General features: G+C 61.0%; 12 protein-coding genes. 1 reads left to right on the top strand and 11 read right to left on the bottom strand.

Features of this window, described 5'->3' with window-relative positions; genetic code table 11:
* Window positions 1-75: 75 nt before the first annotated feature.
* The 11 genes from HNQ65_RS02990 to HNQ65_RS02940 form a co-directional block, all read right to left on the bottom strand.
* Complete coding sequence (locus tag HNQ65_RS02990; protein WP_184337981.1) at window positions 76-1623, bottom strand: L-serine ammonia-lyase, iron-sulfur-dependent, subunit alpha; 1548 nt, start codon at window positions 1621-1623, stop codon at window positions 76-78.
* Window positions 1620-3155, bottom strand: coding sequence for a sulfatase family protein (locus HNQ65_RS02985; protein WP_184337980.1), 1536 nt, complete (start codon window positions 3153-3155; stop codon window positions 1620-1622). Before HNQ65_RS02985 ends, HNQ65_RS02990 begins: the two co-directional genes overlap by 4 nt.
* A gap of 13 nt (window positions 3156-3168) precedes the next feature.
* Window positions 3169-5964, bottom strand: coding sequence for a sialate O-acetylesterase (locus tag HNQ65_RS02980; RefSeq protein WP_184337979.1), 2796 nt, complete (start codon window positions 5962-5964; stop codon window positions 3169-3171).
* Window positions 5961-7703 carry a zinc-dependent peptidase gene (locus HNQ65_RS02975; protein WP_184337978.1) on the bottom strand — a complete coding sequence of 581 codons (1743 nt, stop codon included), beginning with the start codon at window positions 7701-7703 and terminating at the stop codon, window positions 5961-5963. The genes HNQ65_RS02980 and HNQ65_RS02975 overlap by 4 nt, the downstream gene beginning before the upstream one ends.
* On the bottom strand, window positions 7700-8941 hold the full coding sequence (locus HNQ65_RS02970; RefSeq protein ID WP_184337977.1) for an NAD(P)/FAD-dependent oxidoreductase: 1242 nt from the start codon (window positions 8939-8941) through the stop codon (window positions 7700-7702). Before HNQ65_RS02970 ends, HNQ65_RS02975 begins: the two co-directional genes overlap by 4 nt.
* A gap of 351 nt (window positions 8942-9292) precedes the next feature.
* The gene (locus HNQ65_RS02965) at window positions 9293-11500 is read right to left on the bottom strand and encodes a hypothetical protein (protein WP_184337976.1); all 2208 of its coding nucleotides are present in this window, start codon (window positions 11498-11500) and stop codon (window positions 9293-9295) included.
* A gap of 196 nt (window positions 11501-11696) precedes the next feature.
* Entirely contained in the window at window positions 11697-13895 is a 2199-nt protein-coding gene (locus HNQ65_RS02960) for a prolyl oligopeptidase family serine peptidase (RefSeq protein WP_184337975.1), read from the bottom strand.
* Between the two features lie 96 nt (window positions 13896-13991).
* The gene (locus HNQ65_RS02955) at window positions 13992-14567 is read right to left on the bottom strand and encodes a hypothetical protein (protein ID WP_184337974.1); all 576 of its coding nucleotides are present in this window, start codon (window positions 14565-14567) and stop codon (window positions 13992-13994) included.
* 16 nt (window positions 14568-14583) lie between these two features.
* Window positions 14584-16380 (bottom strand): hypothetical protein, encoded by a 1797-nt coding sequence (locus HNQ65_RS02950; protein ID WP_184337973.1) that lies wholly within the window; start codon window positions 16378-16380, stop codon window positions 14584-14586.
* Window positions 16381-16450: 70 nt separating this feature from the next.
* A complete protein-coding gene (locus HNQ65_RS02945; RefSeq protein WP_343076545.1) occupies window positions 16451-17317 on the bottom strand; it encodes a proline racemase family protein in 867 nt (288 codons plus the stop codon).
* A gap of 357 nt (window positions 17318-17674) precedes the next feature.
* Window positions 17675-18583, bottom strand: a complete 909-nt coding sequence (locus HNQ65_RS02940) for a dihydrodipicolinate synthase family protein (RefSeq protein ID WP_184337972.1) — start codon at window positions 18581-18583, stop codon at window positions 17675-17677.
* 140 nt (window positions 18584-18723) lie between these two features.
* On the opposite strand from HNQ65_RS02940, the gene HNQ65_RS02935 reads away from it, so the two are divergent.
* On the top strand, window positions 18724-19449 hold the full coding sequence (locus tag HNQ65_RS02935) for an AraC family transcriptional regulator (RefSeq protein ID WP_184337971.1): 726 nt from the start codon (window positions 18724-18726) through the stop codon (window positions 19447-19449).
* Window positions 19450-19684: the final 235 nt, after the last annotated feature.

Raw genomic sequence — 19684 nt, 5'->3', positions numbered from 1 at the left:
GGCTAGAGGAATAACCCTGCTGCCGCAACCGTCTTTCAAAAGGCTTCAATTTCCACGCTGCGACACAGGGTGCACTCAATGACATCCGCAGCCGCCGCACCCGCGCGCCTTCTTCTCCGCCAGCTTCTTCTCAATTTCCAGCGAGGTCGGCGTCACCGCCAGTCCGCCCAAAGACGTGCAGCGGTGCTCGCGGGGCATTCTTTCTGCAACGGCCTTCGCGGCATCGATCACCTCATCCAGCGGGATGAGCGGATCAAAGTCTGCCAGAGCCATGTTGGCGCAGGAGAGCGCGTTGCTCGCAGCCATGACGTTCTTGCCCAGGCAGGGGGCTTCCACACGGTTCGCTATCGGATCACAGATCAGTCCCAGCATGCTCTGAAATGCCAGAGATGCCGCCGCGATGGCCTGATCCAGAGTGCCGCCTGCCAGCGTGATGAGCGCCGCAGCGGCCATGCTGGCGGCAGAGCCACCCTCCGCCTGGCAGCCGCCCACCTCCGCGGCAAAGGTCCAGCGCGTGGCGATGAAGACGCCGATGATCCCGCTGGCGAGCATCGCCTGCGCCATCTCTTCCTCGGATTTTCCCATCGCCTCTGCCATGGCGATCACCGCTCCCGGCAGCGCCGCACAGGCACCTGCCGTGGGTGCGGCCACGATGACACCCACGGAGCTCTTCACCTCCATCAGTGCCGTGACATACAGCACGATGCGGTTCAGTGCGCCGCCGTCCAACAGCTTCCCTGCCTGCATCAGCTCATTAAAGCGCCCGCTCTGATGCCCCAGCACTCGATCTTCGTAATGTGTGCCTGCAATGCCGCTGGCGATCGACTTCCGCAGGATGCGCACAATCGCGATCATCTTGTCGATGACTTCACGCTCGGTGAAATTTCCGCGTGCCATTTCATACGCCACCGCGAGTTGCCACAGCGGTGTATGCCGTGCGCCATCCTGCACCAGCATCTCCGCGCAACTGGTGAAGGGTATGCGCATCTCTTTGTGCGAAGGCACTGGCAGCACCGGGGAGAGGCGTTTGACGGCAATGGCCGGAAGATGTGAGGTGCTCATAAATGACGAGCCCTTGACCTGAAGAACCTGTAGATCACCTGCATCGTGACGCAGCACCTCGTCTGCCTCAAATTCTGCCTGTGCGGTCTTCGGCAGCCAGATCAGCGTCTCATGATAGCCACCGTCCATGGACATCGCCATGCCATCAATGCTGAGCACCTCGATCATTCCTCCGCCGGTGGAGATGGCGATCAGCGAGTGCGCCTCATGCGCATTGCGCAGCGTGAGGCGGTAGGTGTTCGGATGCGGGTCTCCCACATCCACGGTCTCAATGTGCAGCGCGATGCCTGCTGCTGCCAACTCCTGCGCGGAGTCCGGCAGCCGTTCGTCATCCGCGTCCCAGCCTAGAAGCCCGCCAAAGAGCCCCATGTCGCTGCCCTGGCTCTCGTGCGTGGTGGGCAGCGAGCCGCTGCGGTCAAACTCCACCAGCACTTCTGCGATGTCTCCTTCCATCAGATCCCGCGCCAGCCTGCCGATGCGCAGTGCTGCCGCGCAGTGCGAGCTGGACGGCCCGCGCATCACGGGACCGATGACGTCATTGAAAATGGAAACGGCGCTCATGGCGGCGGTGGGCTGGTGCTGCGGCCTTCGCGCTTGGACTGCTCCAGCAGGGCTTTCAGCTCTGCGACGATTTCGGGCCGTTTGAGATAGAGATTGTTGGTCTCACCGGGATCATTCGCCAGATCATAGAGCTGGCCTTCCGCCTCGGGGGCCGATTCCGTCAGCTTGTAGCGTTTCAGTTCAAAACTGGCGTAATTGTTTCCTCCTGAGCCGCGATGGTCGATGTACTTCCAGTTTCCTCGACGGATGGAAAGCGTGCGCGCTCCAGCAAAAGCCTGCATGAGCAGATACGGGCGCACAGCTGCCGTGGCTTTGCTTTCCAGCACAGGTTGGAGATTGAAGCTGTCCTCCGCGGCATTTGGCGGCAGCTCCGCACCTGTGATGGCTGCAAGTGTGGCCATCACATCGGTCAGGCAGACGATCTGATCGCTCGTGCTGCCTCCCTTCACATGGCCTGGCCAGCGAACGATGAGCGGCACGCGGTGCCCGCCCTCCCAGGCGTCCCGCTTCATGCCACGCCAGGGGCGTGCACCATCATGTGCATAATCTGCCCGCATGTGCGCTACACTGGTGGTTTCCGGCCCATTGTCGCTGGATAAAAGCACCAGCGTCTTGTCAGCGATGCCAAGTTTTTCCAGCTCCTTCAGCAGTTCGCCCACGATGTGATCCAGCTCTGCTATGAAATCGCCATGCGGCCCAGCCTTTGTTTTGTTTTGAAACTCAGGCGCTGCAAAGGATGGCAGATGCACGGCCTGCGTGGCATGAAAGAGAAAGAAGGGCTTTTTCGGTGCGCGGTTCACATGTTCCTGCATGAACTCCCGGCTCTTTTTCAGAAAGAGCAGGTCCACTTCCTCCATCGGGAAGTCTGGCGCGATAACTCCTGCGCGGCAGTCATTGGCATACGGATGCTTGGGCAGCTTTGACCTGTCCAGCGGACCCTGCGGCGGCACGGGGATATGGTCGCCGTCGATGAACGCATACAGCCAGTCCGTCGTGGGGCAGCAGGCCGTGCCAAAGAAACACTCAAAGCCATGATCCAGCGGGCCGCCCTCGATACGACGAGTGAAGTCGATGCGCTTTATCTCCTCCTTGGCTCCTTTGTGAATGGCCTCGCCCAATGAATCTCGGAAAGTCAGGCCCACATGCCACTTGCCAACGGCGGCGGTGGCGTAGCCCTGTTTTTTCAGCATGGCTGGCAGTGTGAGCCTGCCAGGCGCGATCAGGCTGGGGCCGCCTGCACCTTGAAACACCGTGCCGCCATTCGGCACACGAAAGGCCATCTGTCCCGTCATGAGACTGTAGCGCGAAGGCGTGCATACGGTGGCAGGACTGTGGGCGTCTGTGAAGCGCATGCCATCACGTGCCAGCTTGTCGATGTTGGGCGTGGGCACCTTGGACTGCTCGTTGTAGCAACGCACGTCCCCATACCCCAGATCATCCGCCAGAATCAGCAGTACGTTTGGCCGGTCGGCCGCCTGCATGGAACCGCACCACAGCGTGATCAGTGCGAAAATGAGCCCGGGTGATTTCATGCTTTAAGATGCGCTATTTCTCCAACTCCTGCCGAGTGGCGATGGGAACGTAGCCAATCTCAAGGCCTTTCGGCGGGGTGAGGATCAATGCGGGATCAATGTCCGCCAAAGTGCCAAAATCGGGTGGGGTGAGGTAGTTGCGATCCTTGGTCCACGCGCGGTGCAATTTTTCCACGCGAGCCTGCACCTGCTCGCGCTCCGCATCGGAGAGGTCGGCGTTGAGCATCGCGGGCTGGTCGGCAAAGCGGTACCAGTAATAGGTCACCACGCTGCCATCTCCCAAGCGGGCTTTGAAGGGGCCTGCCACCGGTCCGGGCTTCTTCCAGCAGCTTGTGGCATCTTCTGGCGTGGTGCGCGGCTCCTGCGGTTTTTCAGCGGGCGTGGTAAACTGATGCCCTGTGAGTCCCATCTCTGTGGGCACTTCCTTCGGCGGCAGCACATTCCACTGCGGCTTTTTGCCATTGGCGTTGGTGCCCAGTGCGTAGTATTCCGGCAGGATGACGAGCCCGCCGCTGCTGCGGGTCAGTTGCGAGTCCCACTTGTAAGCAAAGGTGTTCGGATTCGGAGCGAAGGAGGTGGCAAAGGCATTCCAGGCCAGCGGCACCTTTTCCTCCCGTTTCGTTCCCGGTGGGTAGATGCTCCAGTTTGAACCGCCGCCAGAGCGGAAAGGATGCACTACGGAGGCCTCCGGCTTGATGGTGCCATCCGCCGGGGCTCCGCCCGAAAACCATTTTTCCACGTCATTCCACAACGCGGCCTTTTGATACGCTGTAAGCCGGTGCAGCACGGTGGAGGTGCCATCCTTGCCGATGGGGAAGGCTGTGGGTGCCACCCGTGCAAACTCCCTGCCGCCTGCATCCTTCGCGAGAACTGCGGGCACGTGCTGGGTCTCCATCTGGATGGGTTTATTCGGTCCGGCAGGGCGCGTATCCAGCAGCATCTCCGCCCACTCGGGGTGGTCCAGTTTGGACTGCGACCAGAAGAATGGCGTAAAAAAGGCCGCCGGACCTTTGAAGTTTCCGGTGTTGAGAAACAGCGTCCAGCACTGGTTTCCCGTGGGTACGTTTTTGCCTGCGGTAGTGCTCTTCGGATCAGTCAGCGGCAGGGGCAGATAGCCATAGCCAAACAGCTCGCCCCGTGTGCCTTGCTTGAGGTTCAGGCCATCCAGCGGAAACAGCAGCCAGGGGCTGAGCTGCGCCACGCCATACTGGCCGCGTGGTTTTTCCCAGGTGCCTGCGCCGTAACCGGGGCCGTTGGCGATGAAGGAAAAGTTCGGTCCTACGCCGCCCATGATGAACTTGGGCGTGGTGGTGGGGAAGTGGGTGTCGCGCCACCAGCCCAGGCCGCCCTCGATGTCCGTGTAGCATTTGCCCTCCGGTTTTTTTCCTTCCTCATACTGCGGGTGCATCCATGTGCCGCACAAGCCGGTTTGAAACTTGTGGCCCGGATAGGTGGCCACCAGCGGCCAGGCGGCTGCGTAGAGTGAGAAGCCGGCATTGAACTCCTCCGGCACTCTTTCTGTGGGGGCAAAGAGATAGCCAGCCATCTCGCCTTCTCGCAGTTCGGCGGGTGCCACGGAAGCCTGATGTGGATTCAGCAGAGCCAGATTGGCCTCGGCAAAGGCCCGTCCCATGAGCGCGAAGGTCTTGGCGCAGCCGAGGTAATGGTAACCGGCATTGGAGGCACCGCGCTTCCACAGCGCCTCCTCAGCCGGAGAGATCAACTTTGCTTCATACTGCTTCAAATATGCGCGCTTTTCCTCCTCCGTCATGTGGCCGTCGGCATTGGCGTAGTCCTTGTGCTTCGAGTTCAAGTAATGCCCCATCTGGCGGACTTGTGCGCGTTTGTCGTCGATCGCACCGAGTTCCTCAGACCAAAACGGCGCGGTCGGTACAGCCACCACGTTTCCTTTGAACTCGGGTAGCAATGAGGGCGCGGTCATGGCTTCGCGAAAGGCCACTGTTTCTGGATTGGCTTTCAAACCACCGACGCCCATGACACCGATCACGAAGGGCATCTTAGGCGCACTCAGGTCCTTGCGGACATCGCGGATGAACTTGGCGAGCAGGTCGCTGTAAACCGCAAAGCGCCCTGGCTTGCCACGATCTGGATAGGTGTGGCTATCGACCATGTCGTTAAATCCCTGCAGCCAGACGAAGCCTGCGATCTCGTAACCCTGGGTGGCGTCGTAGGCCGGGCACACGCGTTTGGGATCTGCGAGCACACGCTTCACATGTTCCACCATGTAGCGATAGAAGCGCCCTGTTTCCTTTTTTTTCTCCGCTAGCCACAGGTCCATGTCCTTCGGAACACCGTGACCCGGCGGGCCATAGTAGAGCTTCTTCTGGTATTCGTTGAGTTCATACGGCCCCGCGCTCGGCGGGCGGAATTCGGTGTTCAGGCTTCTGCCGCCCCACGCGGTCTTGATGATGAGCACCGGTTCCTTGAGCGCGGCATCCATCGTGAGGCCGAAGGTGAACTCCGGCCCGATCTTGCCGTTCGATTTCGTCGCATCGTCTCGCGCACCAAAGCCAGCGGTAACCTTGCCCGTTCCCTCTCCATTCGCGCTGCCATCATATTTGCCGGTGTAATAGGAGATCCAAGTGTGATCACATATTGTCGGTTTGCCATCAGATGCGCGCATTTGCTTCAGCAGCGGCGCTGTGGCGGGATCATCGCCGATGTAGTCAAAGGTCTCGATCTTGGCGTGTCCTTCCATGTTTGACTGACCCGCGAGGATGAAAACCTTGAGAGGCTTGGCATCAAGCTGGGTGGCCAGGAGGAGGGTGCTGAGCAGGATGGTTTTCATGATGATGTGGCCCAGAGTTTCTGCAGCAGTGCAAACATTTCCGGATCGTGCTGCTTCAGCTCGTCTTTGGTGAAGGGGTAGAAATCATTGCGGGTAAAGAAGGCCTCGCTGCATTCGGCGAAGTATTCCTTCGCATTCGTCATGGCGTAGGCTTTTGCCAGCCGCTTGCGCCCTTCGGAGTCCTGGCGTTGCACGTTGTCGTATTTGCCGGCAGCTTTGGCATGCTGGAAGGCGGCTTCGATCTCTGCATTGTCGAAGCCGAGAACGCGGTCGTGGTAGGAGTGTGCCAGCTCATGCAGGGCAAAGTTGGGCATGCGGCGTGTTTCTGCCTCGAAGATGCTTACATTCGTGAATTCCACTCCCTTTGCCATCACGGGATCGCGCCCGTTTTCCTTGAGCCATTCTGCGCCAGGATGGTACTCGGCGCGTGGGTGTATCTTAGGATACGAAGGATTGAAGTACAGCGGCACTTTGCGCAGCTCCGCCACTGCTTTTGCTGGAACCACACGCACGATTTCCTGGAGCTGCAGTGCCAGCAGATGCAGCGCCTTGCCGGTCAGTTCCGCCTGCTGAGTGAGGAGTTCACGGCTGATGCTCACCTTCCAGCCTTCGATGCTGCGGATCTCACGAGTGGCGTTGGCATCTGCATCGCGCTTCTGGGCTTTGGCTTTGATCAGATCCCGGGCGGCCTGCATGGGCTCGGGCCAGGAGAAAGCGGGCGCTTTTGCAGGATCATAGCCCGCCATGTGGTCGGTGAGGCGGGTGGCGGGCTTGGTGTAGTGCAGTTCGGTGCTGCCAAAGACCTCGCGGCACAGCGCGGCGAGGCCGGGATCATACTCGATGAGCTGGGAGCGCAGATGCACGTGATTGTGATCGTGGTCGTTGACGCGGTTGTCATCAAACCAGCTCTGCACCCCCTCTGCCCAGTATTCGTGGTGGTTCACGCTGGCGTACTTGCCGCGCCAGAGCCCGGCTTTCATGGCTGAGTCGTAGGCGGCTTTGAGACGTGTGTCGAAAGTCGGGTCCACATTGACCATGCCGCGCAGATGGATGCAGTGAGCAAATTCGTGAATGACGATGCATTCCTTGGTATAAGGATCGCCGGGGAGGCCGAGCACGTTTTCCTCAGCGCAGGAGCAGAAGGGGTCTGTCTGGCTGCCGCCAAGGCCGCGCGCGCGGGTGTCCCAGTAGGTTTTGGCGGAGAGGTTTTCGTAGCCTTTCACGGGCTCGTCGGCCAGGCGGGCAAATTCGGGCATGTCGGTGGTGTACTCATCATGCGCCATGATGATCATGCGCGCACCGCTGTCGATCATGGCCTGACGGACGTCCGGACGGTGGTCGAGCATGAGGTTGAGCAGGTAGGCCACCTCCTTGAGGGCATAGGGATTTGTTTTCGCCGTGGCGACGATGGGGAAGCCGTGTGCGCTCTCGCGCTGCGTGTAGCAGGCAGGCACGCCGTCTTTCGACTGTGGGTCATAACGAAACCCCTGAATGCGCACCTTGCTCTCCACTTCCGTTTCCTGCGTGCCATCGACGATAACAAAGCGGTGTCCGAGGGTGGTGCCGAGGATGTTGTCCCTGCCAGGGGCGATTTTGCCATTGGGCACCCGTGTGCCGTCGGGTTTCGCCCAGAAAATCTCGATGGTGCGCGGACCTGCATTGATGATCTGCAACTTGGGCCGGTCCAGCGACAGAGTAGCGGTGGCGGCTAGAGCGAGGATGATGAGCAGAGATTTCATGAGAAGCGGTCTGGAGACAGCAAAGTGAGGGAAAGCGATGGTTTTTCTCCCACGAGCAGATCGCTGACGATCTTTCCGGTGGCTGGGGCGAGGCTGAGGCCCATCATGGCGTGGCCGGTGGCGAGAGTGAGGTTTTTCCAACGCTGGGTGCGGCCGAGGTATGGCATGCCATCGGGTGCTACAGGGCGCAGTCCGCTCCAAGGTTTTGCCACAGAGAAATCGTTTTCGCTGAAAGCGGGGAAGTAGGTGGGAAAGGCACGTGTGATGCCACGGACGCGGCGGTGGGTGATGGATTGATCCACCCCGGCGAGCTCCATGGTGCCGCCGACGCGGAGGGCACCATCCATGGGAGTGACGGCCAGACGTGCCTCGGTACAAATGCTGCAAATGGTCGGAAGTTGTGTCGGATTCGGCAATGTGAGGCTGTAACCCTTGCCAGCCTGCATCGGGATTTTGAGATTCAGGGATGCGGCCAGATCGGCCGACCAGACCCCACCACACAATACCACCTCCTGGCCTTCGACCTCGCCCTGGGTGGTCTGGACGGCTTTCAGGGTGCCGGTTTCGGTTTTAAAGCCGGTGACTTCGGTGTCCCAGAGGAACTGGACGCCGAGGCGGGTGAGTTCGGACTGGAGGGCAGCGATGAAGCGGGCGGGGGAGAGGTGGCAGTCTTTGGGGAAGTAAACGCTGCCGCAGACGTCCATGGTCACACCGGGGTCGAGGGCGCCGGTGGCTTTGGCATCGAGGACCTCGGCGGGGATGCCGAGGGCATTGGCTTGGGCGGCGGTGCGGGCTTCCTCATCGAGAGTGTGCTGCTCTTTGCAGAGCATGAGGAGGCCGTTTTTGACAAGGCCGAAGTCGAGGCCGATGTCTTCAAAGCACTGGCGGCTGAGGAGGCTGAGATCGCGGAGGACAGGAGCGGCGGCGGCGACGCGCTGTTTGGTGGCGGCTTTCCAGAAGTGGAGGGCCCAGGTGAGGAGATCGGGATCGAGGCGGGGCTTGATGTAGAAGGGGGATTCGGGATTCCACATCCATTTGAGGCCGAGGCTGACCATGCCGGGAGCGGCGAGGGGAATGAAGTGGCTGGGGACAACCATGCCGGCATTGCCAAAGGAGCAGCCATCGCGTTGAGCGGGACTGCGATCAATGACAGTGACCTGCATGCCGCGCCGGGCACAGTAGAGCGCCGTGCTGAGGCCGATGACGCCTGCGCCGAGGATGGTGACGTGGGTGGGCATTGAAGATGAAAATTGAAGAGGCCTCGTGCAGGGTCTTGAATGGAAGCGGGCGCGGAGGCTGCGAATTTAGCCAAAAGGGGGGTGAGAACCTTTGTTTGAGCGCATCTACAGCCAGTGCATTCAGAACACTGCTGGAAGATGTCCAGATGGTCCCATTTCCAGGTCCATGCTTCGCGTAGACTTAGACCTGTTCTCGAATAGCCTGTCACCTTGCCCGGGCGGCGGAGCGGCCCCAGTGGCTGCGTTGGTCGCTTGCCTGTTATTCTCAAATAGCAGGCGGCGCTCCCGCCTTGCCACTGGGGCCGCTGCGCTCGCCGGTTCAATCGGACATTCTTTTCGAGAACAGGTCTATCAGCGCGCCTCCTCGAATTCTGGAACACCTTTGCCGCCGAGGTCTGTGTATTCTTTCAAGACTGCGGCATCGGCGTATTTCCAGTCGGGTGCGATTTCGAGGTTGCGGAAGGAGTCGGGCAAATAGGTGGCTTCCATGGAGCGGCTGTAGGCCATCCACCAGCCGTAGGCCTGGGCCATTTCATCGCGGGCTTTGATTTTTTCTCCGGCTTTTTTGAAGGTCGCGCCGCGAATTTTATGGGCATAGTAGGCGCTGAGGCAGGCCATCTGCCTGACATTGCTGAGGGCTGTTTTCAGAGCAGCATTGCCGCCGCTTCTCATCGGGCGGATGAGGGAGAGGGCCTTGGTGGCGTCTGCCTGCATTTCATCGGCGAGCTGATAGGAGGATTTTTTGCCGCCGCATTTGCCTGCAGCCGAGTCGGCGATGTTGCAGAGATTTGATCCCTTGGCGACATCCTGGCCTGCGAAGCCGCCTTTGGCACCGGACTTGTCGTCGATGGTTCTGAAGCCGGAGCAGCGGCCAGGATCGCTCCAGCAACCCTCGGGATACCAATGAAAGTCTAGCGCCCAGTCTTTCATGACGAGCTCGGTGACCCTGGGCAGCGAGCGCGAGGCGAGAGTCCAGGCGGTGAACAAATCCTTGGCTGGAAGGCCAGGGTAGTGAAGGCCGAGTATGTTTTTAAACACCTCGTCGCTCGTGGCGGGATTGTAGGAAAGCCGGGCCCAGAGCATCTCCATGTACCAGCGGCGCTCGACTTCCAACTGGCCGTTTAGAGATGAGTCCTTGTAGAGCCGAGCGCGGGTGGGATTGTAGCCATCTATGCCGATGTACATTCCGACGACGGATTCTTTGACCGGGATTCCGGCCATGAAATCGCGCACGAATTGTGGATCGCCCCAATTGAGGTAGAAATAGTCGTCGTTGCGGAGGGTCAGAAATGTCTTCATGCCGAGCCGGGCGACCGTCTTGGGATCGGAGGACCACTGAGGTGTGGGCGTGGAGTACATGTGCGCCATGGCATACTTGGAGGAGAATGTGAGAGTGGCCCCGGGCACTGATTTGAGTGGTGCGTAGAACTGACTGACGGTTTCTGGATCGGTCTTCACACCGCGATGAATCAGCTCGAAACGCCGCGAGGGGTTTTCTTTGAGGTATTCAGCAACTGGCTTGCCGTAGGCTTTCCAGGACCACTCGGTGTTTTCCTCCCTGGTGCCGTCCATGCCGTCTCCGGTGGTGATGCCAAAGCCGTCGAGCTCCGGGTAGGTGGCCAGCAGGGCCTTCATGCTTTTGGAGGTGTAGTCGATGGTGGCGGGATTGTCGGGGCTCTTGGAGAGGGCGGGGTACTGGGTGCTGGCGTAGTCGACGTAAATGTTCCAGTCGAAGAAGTAGAACTTCATGCCACGGCTGTGAGCGTGGGTCATGACCTCGCGCCAGAATTTGACGCGCTGCGGGTGATCCATTTTGATGACGGAGCCGTCGTATTTCTGGATGTCTGGGAGGGAGGCCTTGGGATAGTCGGCCACCCTGACCAGGGCGGGAAAAGGATGGTGAACCCAGACTGAAAGGAGGTTGTAGCGATGCCGTGCCTGCTGATCGATCAAGGTCTTCCAAAAAGTCATGTCCCAGACATCGGCGATGGCGGCGCGAGCGGAGTGGGAGCTCCAGCCGCCGACGTAGGTGGGAAGGCGTTTGTCGAGCGGGAGGTTGAGCTTCATGCCACGATACAGCAGGAAGGGCGATTCCTTGCTGTCATAGCTGCCGCCGAAGCCTTTGAAGGAGATGTTTTCGGCGAGTTGAAAACCGCCATACATCGCGCCGTTGGCATCGCCACCAATGACCCAATGAGTCATGTCCGGCTTTGCGGTAGTGCGCAGCACGTAGGCCTGTGCTCCCAGGCTGCCCACGGATTTTATGCCGTCAGGGAGAAGTGAGAGCGCCGCTTTGTCTTCGGAAGTGGCGAGAACGATTTTATTTCCATTGCCAGTTTTTTCGAGGTCGCTGAGGGCGAACGTCTCGACGGACATTTTGGCCTTTTCCAAAGCGGACTTGATGTCGCCTGCGGCAAAGGAGATCTGTGGAGCAGCGGGATTGAAATAAAGGCGGACGGTGTCTGCCAAGGCTGGCACGGGCAGGCCTGTCAACGAGAACAGTGCGCAAGCTGCCGCGACCAGGTGGAGGGAAACGAGCCGGCAGAGTGGTGGTTTCATGGCGGACTTTCTAATGGTGGCTGAGAAAGTGGCAAGTGAATCGGGCGGGCGGATTGTGAAGGTTTTTGTGCTGAAGCGCCGCTGTCTGGGGATGCTGGCGCGTGGGAGGGGGGAGGCTTAAGGCTGAGGGATTCCCGGGGATGTGGGTGAGGCGGAGTTGCAGGATTGCGGGCAGGAGTGCCCGCATCACTTCGACCTATGGCTTGAGATGGCGGACGAGGAACTCCATGCGGAGACGGGAGCCGTAGGGTGTTTCGGCGGCGCCGTGGCCGGTGCCGATGATGGGCATGAAGTCGAAGGTCTTGTTGGCTTTTTGCAGGGCGCCGACGACCTGAGTGGTGGAGGCGGGGTCAACGTTGGTGTCGAGCTCTCCGACGATGAGGAGGAGGTGGCCTTGGAGTTTGTGGGCGTCGTCTTTGTTGGAGCTGCGGGCGTAGCTTTCATCGACAGGCCAGCCCATCCACTGCTCATTCCACCAGATCTTGTCCATGCGGTTGTCATGGCAGCCGCAGTCGGCGACGGCGACTTGGTAGAAGTCGTGATGGTCTAGGAGAGCGCGCATGGCGTTCTGGCCGCCTGCGCTGCCACCGTAGATACCGACGCGGGTGAGGTCCATCCAGGGGCGGGTCTGGGCTGCGGCTTTGATCCAGAGTTTGCGGTCGGGGAATCCGGCGTCTTTGAGGTTTTTCCAGCATACATCGTGGAAGGCTTTGCCGCGGTGGTTGGTGCCCATGCCGTCGAGTTTGACGATGATGAAGCCGAGCTCTGCGAGGATGTGGTGATTGAGCAGGCGGCCGAAGTCCTTGGGGGCGAAGGCGCTGTGAGGTCCGGCGTAGATGTCTTCGATGACGGGGTATTTCTTTGCCGGATCGAAGTGGGAGGGTTTGATGAGGATGCCGTGGATGTCGGTGGTGCCATCGCGGCCTTTGGCGGTGAAGCGCTCGGGCATGGTCCAGCCTGCGGCGAGAAGTGCAGAGGCATCGGCTGTTTCGAGGGTACAGACGAGGGAGCCATCGTGGCTGCGGCGGAGTTCGTGGACGGGTGGCAAGTCGGCGCGGGAGTAGCTGGCGGTGAAGAAATCGCGGTTGGGGGAGAACTCGATGTGGTGATTGCCGTCGCCCTGAGTGAGTTGCTGGAAGCCGGTGCCGTCGAAGTTCACGCGGCAGAGGTGTAGGTGGTAGGGGTCTTCTTCTTTGCGCATGCCGCTGGCGAGGAACCAGACCTGGCGCTTGGAGTCATCGACATAGAGGACTTCGCGGACGGGCCATGCGCCTTTGGTAATCTGGTTTTTGACGTGGCCGGTTTGGGTGTCGTAGAGGTAGATGTGGCACCAGCCGTCGCGCTCGCTCATCCAGAGAAGTTCGCTGCTGGCATGCAGCCAGTGACGCCAGGTTTTGTGGGTGTAGTCGATGAAGGTCTTGGAGGTTTCTTCGACGACGGTGCGGACGGTGCCGGTTTTAGGATCGGCGGCGAGGATGCGGTAGAGCTGGTGGCCGCGCTGGTTGTAGTCGAAGTAGAACTCGTGGCTGTCGGGGGCCCAGGTGAGGGGCAGTCTGCCGGATTCGGTGAAGGGGTTTTGGTAGAGATCCTGCGGCACACGGATGGTGCGGCCGTCTTTGTGGGTGATGATGATTTGCGGCTTGGGCAGGGGATCGCCGGGCTTGGTGTAGTCGAGGACCTTGAGCTTGGGCTGGAGCTGGCCTGTGGGAGTGGAATCGACGATGGTGATCTGGCGCTTTGGCACCTTGTCCGCCTGGCTGGTAACCACGCAGCTGCCGTCTGGGGCACGGTCGCCGGTTTCTTTTTTCGGATGCTCTGCTTTGGCGGGAGTAAGGCCCTTGCCGTCGATGATCAGAGTCTGAAGCTGTGGACCTGCCTCGATGATGGCGAGGTGCTCTCCGGTGCGGCTGGTGATGAGCCAGACGTGGCCTTCGAAGGTGTGCTGCTCGCGCTCGGCTCCGGCGCGGATGCCGCCGTAGCGGACGTGCTCGCCCTCTTGATTGATCCAGAAGAGATCGAGGTCGGAGCCGAGTTGATTGATGAACTTGAGGCCTGATTCCTCGCCGGTGCGGGAGGTGCGGCGGAGTTCGATTTTGGCGGTGGAGGATTTGAGGGCTTCTTTTTCGGGAAGGCCGAGGGCTTTGAGGGTGGGGGCGGTTTTGCGGGTGCCGGTGTTGGCGTCGATCAGGACGAACTCGTGGGTCTTGGGGCCGGTCTGGACACGATACCAGAAAGTGTGGCCATCTGGCAGCCAGTTGGGCTTGAGGCGGTCGCGGAAGACGAGGTTCTCAGTGCGCTTGGGGAGGGAGAGGGCGTGGTCGAAGCCGGCGGCGATGGCGTGGAAAGCAGGAAGTATGCAGCAGAAGAGCAGGGCGGAACCGGTGGTGAGTTTCATGCAGTCGTGGAAGACGGGATGAAGACACAGGGATGCCTGCGGTTCTTGGCGGCTTTACAGGCCTGAAACTGGTATTTCAGCCAAACGGGGGCGGGATCACGCCGCGTCGAGAGGGGAGCCGAAGAGGGGCGGAGGCATGAGGCCGGCGGCTTCGAGCTTTTGAGCAAAGCCAGCGTAAGTGAGTGTGCCGGCGGCGATGTCTGCAAGCGCCGGGCCGTAGGTGCCGGCGGCCATGCGTGCCATGCCGATGACGTCCATCAAAACAGCGCGCGGGATGGCGTCCACGTCTTCGATGGATACGCAGGCCTGGAGATAGCAGCCGCCCTCAGGCTCGATGACGCCGAGGGAGCAGAGCGGGAGCATGCGGCTGATGAGCTGAGTGGCGCGCATGACATCGGAGGTTTTGTCCTCCGGGACATGGAAGGGGAAGACGAGGGAGGCGTGGAGCAGCCAGGAGGTGAGGGGGGCGGTGGTTTCAGAGGCCTCGGGGATGATGTCATTGAGCGGGATGAGGCGCATGGGGACCACCACGCCATTCATGACGGTGGCGGTGATGAGCAGCATTTCTCCGGTGTCTTCATCTGGCGGCAGGTAGGCCACGGGGATCTGGTATTCGGCCAGGATCTGGGAGAGGAAGCGAAGACGGGTGACGGGAGCGGTGGCGGATTCCATGGTGGAGGAGAGTGAATTATTTCAGGCCGGTGTGTTTGATGAGTGACTTCTGGGCGATGGACTCGGTGGATTTGCTGGCCAGCGCATTGACGGTCTGGGTGATCTTGCGGTCGTCCATGCCGAGCTTGCGCAGGGCATTGATGCCGGGGGAGTTTTTTGGCAGGTCGGCTTCGACGATATTGACGGCCCGTTTTTCGGCGAACATGCCGGCTCCGCGATAAGCAGCGGCCCCCTGGGCGCGTTTGACAAAAGCGCCCTGGCACTCATTGAGGGCGGCCTTGGCGATGGTTTCAGAGGCGAGCTTGGGGTCGCGCTGAATCATGACGCAGGCTGCGAACTTGCCGACCTGCCTGCCGTCATTGAGCTGAGCAGCGATGACGGCGTCGTCCACGCCGAGGCCCTTGAGAGTGGTCTTGAGCCCCTGCTTCATGCCATTGAGCGCGGCGAGGTGTTCCGGGGTGAGCTTTTTCTGCAGCTCCATGGCCTGGGCGGGGGTGTTGGAGGCGACCATCTGCATCATGATGTCCTGAGCCTCCAGCGCGAGCTTGGCTTGATTGACATCTTGCTTCTGGAGGTGGCCTTGATAGGCTTTGTAAACGTGGATGCCCGCCTGAGCACCCATGGCGACACAGCCGCCTGCAGCCGCGACACCGCCGCCCACCCCTGAGAGGATGAGGCCCGGTGCGGCACCCGCGCCATAACCTGCGGCACCCGCCACGGAGAGGAGGGCACCGGTGCCCATGGTGGCCACGCCGACCCCGGCGACTGCGATGCCTGCATTGCGGGCAAATTTGAGCTTTTCTATGTTTTTGCCCTGGCGTGCGGTTTCTTCCACACAGTTGAGTGCAAAGGCCATCTCCACGGCCTGGTCCGGGTCTTCAGCGTCAGGGGCAGCCTGCATGGTCTCCTTGGCCGCGACGGAGGCCAAATCCTGGCGCTTGGAGAGCTCGTGGTGCTTGTAAGCGGCGGCGGCCATGCCCGCAGTGCCGCCAGCCACCATGATGGCTCCGCCGACGATGGCGGTGCCGGCGGAGGCGGCCCCGAGCGCGGTGGAGGCGATGGCGCTGCTGACACCGGCTGCGGTGAGGATGGTGGAGGTGGCGCCGAGGGCATTTCCTGCAACGCCCAAGCCCGCGCGGGTGGCATTCATCATGTCACGCACGGTGCGGACGCCGGTCTTGCCGAGATTGTTGTCGAGATTGTGCTTGGCCTCGAGTTTGCGGAATGCCTCGCTGCTGATGCGGGGGTGGGAGTTGACGGCGTTGACGATGTTGTCGAGCTGATTGGCGGCCTGCTGCATCTTTTCCATGTGCAAGCCGAGCTCCTGCTTGCGGGTGTCGATGGCCTGGGTGCGCTCCTCAGGCGTCATGGAAAGGAGCTGCGCATCATCGGGCGTAAGGCCTTCTGGAAGCGGCGTATTTGGGTCAGCGGCGAGTTTAGCGCCGAGGGCGGCGATGTCATCGAGGTGAGCGACCTTTTGCTGGGCTTCGCTCATGGCGGCCTGCTGGAGCTTGAGCATGCCATTGGCATAGTTTCGCAGACCAAGCAGCCCCTGGATCTCGGGGTCTTTTTTGGCGGCTTTGTATTTGAGCTCATCGCGTGCCTTTTTGGCGATCTCCACGCCGCCCATGACGGCGTCTTTGCCAGCCGAAACCATCTCGACGCCATCCAACAAGCCGCCGACGCCGATGCTGATGACGGCAGGCGCTGCCTGGCTGGTGGTCTCTGCGAGAGTGCCGGCGAGCGTTCCTGCATTGGAAGCGATTTCCTGAAGGATCTCAATCCCGGCTTCGATGTGGGTGGCAGTAGGCATGCAGAAAGTGAAAAAGATTTCCCTGCGTTAGACCAACGGGGGCCGGGTGTGACGCAGGAATGTCACTTTTTCATTGAATGCCAGAGCGGAAGGGGTCTGCGGGATCGAAAAGCAGGGTGCTCTCCGCAGTGATATAGGCCGTGCCTGTGATGGTGGGGATGATGGCGGCGTCCGCTCCAGGGGTGTAGCTGGCCTCGAAGACGCTGCCAATGATGCTTTCCTGACGCCAGAGCTGGCCGGGGGCGAGTTTGCCGTCGGCAGCGAGGCAGGCGAGCTTGGCGCTGGTGCCGGTGCCGCAGGGGGAGCGGTCGTACTCGGCACCGGGACAGAGGACGAAGTTGCGGCTGTGGTTGGCGGGAGAGTGCGGAGGAGAGAAGAGCTCGACGTGGTCGACCTCGGGGTAACCGGCGGCGTGGACGGCGGTGCGCATGGCGAGGGCGGCCTGGGTGAGCTGGGGGATGTTTTCGCGGGTGAGGGCGAGGCCGTGGTCGGATACCAGAAAGAACCAGTTTCCGCCATAGGCGACGTCTCCGGTGACGCCGCCTGCGCGGACGGAGGCGGCTTTGCGGTAGGAGGGGACGTTTTGGATGCTGACGCTGCCGTCTTGGTGAAGTGTGGCAGTGACGATGCCGACGGGGGTCTCGATGCGGTGTGTGCCGTGTGTGATGCGACCGAGGTGACGGAGGGTGATGATGAGGCCGATCATGCCGTGGCCGCACATGCCGAGGAGGCCGACGTTGTTGAAGAAGATGACTCCGGCTGCGCAGTCAGGGGACCGAGGCGGGACGAGGAGAGCACCGACGATGACCTCGTGGCCGCGGGGCTCGCAGAGGATGGCGCGGCGGTGGGCTTCGAGGGTGTCTGCGGTGATGCCGCCGAGGACGACGCGGGTGGGCTCTCCGCCGGTGTGGGAGTCGATGATGGGGATGCGGAGCACGGGGGGAGCTGGGAGTTTAAAGTTTAAGGTTTCAAGTTGGGGGAGGTGTGGGTGTGGCGATGTGGCCTTTGGGATGAGAGGGCTGGGTGTGTGTCGAAAGCCGCGCTGAAGCGCCGCGGTGATTCGCTGTGCTCACCCTCCGGGCAACCTTCGGTTGTCTATCTCCGCTGCGCTCCGGTTCCGGGGACGCTGGCGCGAGTGAGGTGGCACGAATGGAGATTAGGGAGACACTGATTTTACACCGCAGAGATTAGAAGACCGCAGAGATGAATTTTGGAATCAGGCCTCCTGGGAAGGCGGTGTGGTGGGGGCTTGCGGAGCGCCGCACAGGGGACTGTGCGGACCACTATTGGGGAGCTAGATCTGCGGGCGCTTGGCGAGGGAGGTGCGGATGATGGTGAGGACTTGGTCGCGCTCGGAGCCGGAGAGGGGGAGGCGGGGCTCGCGGCACCATTCTTTGCCGAGGCCGGTCTCCTGGCAGAGGAGCTTGATGTATTGGACGAAGTGGATGTGGGTATCGAGCTTCATGAGGGGCTGCATCCAGCGGTAGAGAGTGCGGGCTTCGTCCCACTTTCCTGCACGGGTGAGGTCCCAGAGCTTTTGATTTTCCTGCGGAAAAGCGATGCCGCTGCCGGCGACCCAGCCGTCGATGCCAAGGATGGAGCATTCGAGGATGAGATCGTCCACCCCGGTGAAGAGCTGGTAGCGGTCGCCGACGAGATTGCGGAGTTCGGTGATGCGGCGGGGGTTGGCGCTGCTTTCCTTGATGCATGTGAGGTTTGGGATGTCGGCGATCTGCGCGAACATCTCGGGGGTGACGTCGGTGTGGTAGCCGACGGGGTTGTTGTAGAGCATCCAGGGCAGGGGCGTGGCTTTGGCGAGAGTGCGGAACCAGTGCTCGGTCTCGCGGGGATCGCTCTTGTAAACCATGGGGGGCATGACCATGAAGCCGGCGGCACCGAGCTTTTCACCGTCCTGCATGTACTGGATGGCGGCGCGGGTGCTCATCTCGGCGACACCGGAGAGAACGGGGAGGCGGCCTTTGGCGGTGTCGATGGCGCATTTCAGCACGGCGCGTTTTTCATCGGGCTGCAGGCATTGGTTTTCGCCGAGGGAACCGCAGACGATGAGGCCGGAGATGCCGGACTGGATGAGGGCTTCGAAGTGCCGGGCGGAGGATGCGAGGTCGAGGGACTGATCCTGATGCATCTGGGTGACGACGGCGGGGAAGACGCCGGACCAGCGTGGGAGAGAGGAGTTGGGCATGAGGTGGAATTTATGATTTACGATTTATGATTTATGATTTGTCCAGAGGTGGGATAACGGAGGTGCTGGGGGGAGGATGATGGAGGGAGGGTGAAGGGTCTTGATTGCTTTTTGGGCGGGAGGCTGCCAATTCAGTCAAAATGATGGAGACGGGAGGGATATTCTCTGAGCATGGGACGACGGAGGCGCTGTTTGATGCGCTGCCGGATGTGGTGTTTTTCATCAAGGATGCGGCGGGGCGGTATGTGCGGGTGAATCAGACGCTGGCGGAGAGATGTGCGGGCGGGGAGAAGGGGAAGCTGATTGGGAAGAGGCCGGAGGAGGTGTTTCCGGAGGCGCTGGCGGCGAGCTATGCGCGGCAGGATGAGGCGGTGCTGAAGACGGGGAAGCCGGTGGAGCATCAGCTGGAGCTGCACATCTATCCGGGACACAAGGCTGGCTGGTGCCTGACGACGAAGCATGCGCTGCGCGATGCGAAGGGGCGGATCATCGGGGTGGCGGGGATCTCGCGGGATCTGAATGCGCCAAGTGACAAGGCGGGCGGCTTTGCGGAACTGGCGGCGGCGCTGAAGCACATGCAGCAGCACTTTGCGGAGAGCCTGCGCATCGAGGACATCGCCAAGAAGGCGGGGCTGAGCGTGTATCAGTTTGAGCAGCGGGTGCAGCGGCTGTTTCAGATGAGCCCGCTGCAACTGCTGCACAAGCTGCGGCTGGATGAGGCGACGCGGCTGCTAAGGGAGACGGAGCGCACGCTGGCTGACATCGCGATTGAAACGGGGTGGTGTGATCAGAGTGCGTTCACGCGGCATTTCTCGCGCTATGCGGGGATGGCGCCGGGGAAGTATCGGGGATTGAACAAGCAGTGAACTTCATTACTCATCGGGCCGACCATGACTCTTGATTTCATCAATCTGCGCGGACTGGTCGGCGATGCAGGATGATGTTCGAAAAGCATGCGTGGCGACGTTCGGCGGAGGCTTGAGGACAAGCCTCCCTACCTCGTGCGGGGTAGGTGGCCCCTCACCCCGGCCCTCTCCCCAAAGAGAGCGGCTTGCGTTTGGCGTGTGATTGGGGTGGGGAGAGGGGGAGGCTCTGAGGACG

This window comes from Prosthecobacter vanneervenii, from assembly GCF_014203095.1.
Taxonomy (GTDB): Bacteria; Verrucomicrobiota; Verrucomicrobiia; order Verrucomicrobiales; family Verrucomicrobiaceae; genus Prosthecobacter; species Prosthecobacter vanneervenii.
Note: the sequence above shows the minus strand (reverse complement) of the source record. Positions and strands in the feature narration are given on the sequence as shown.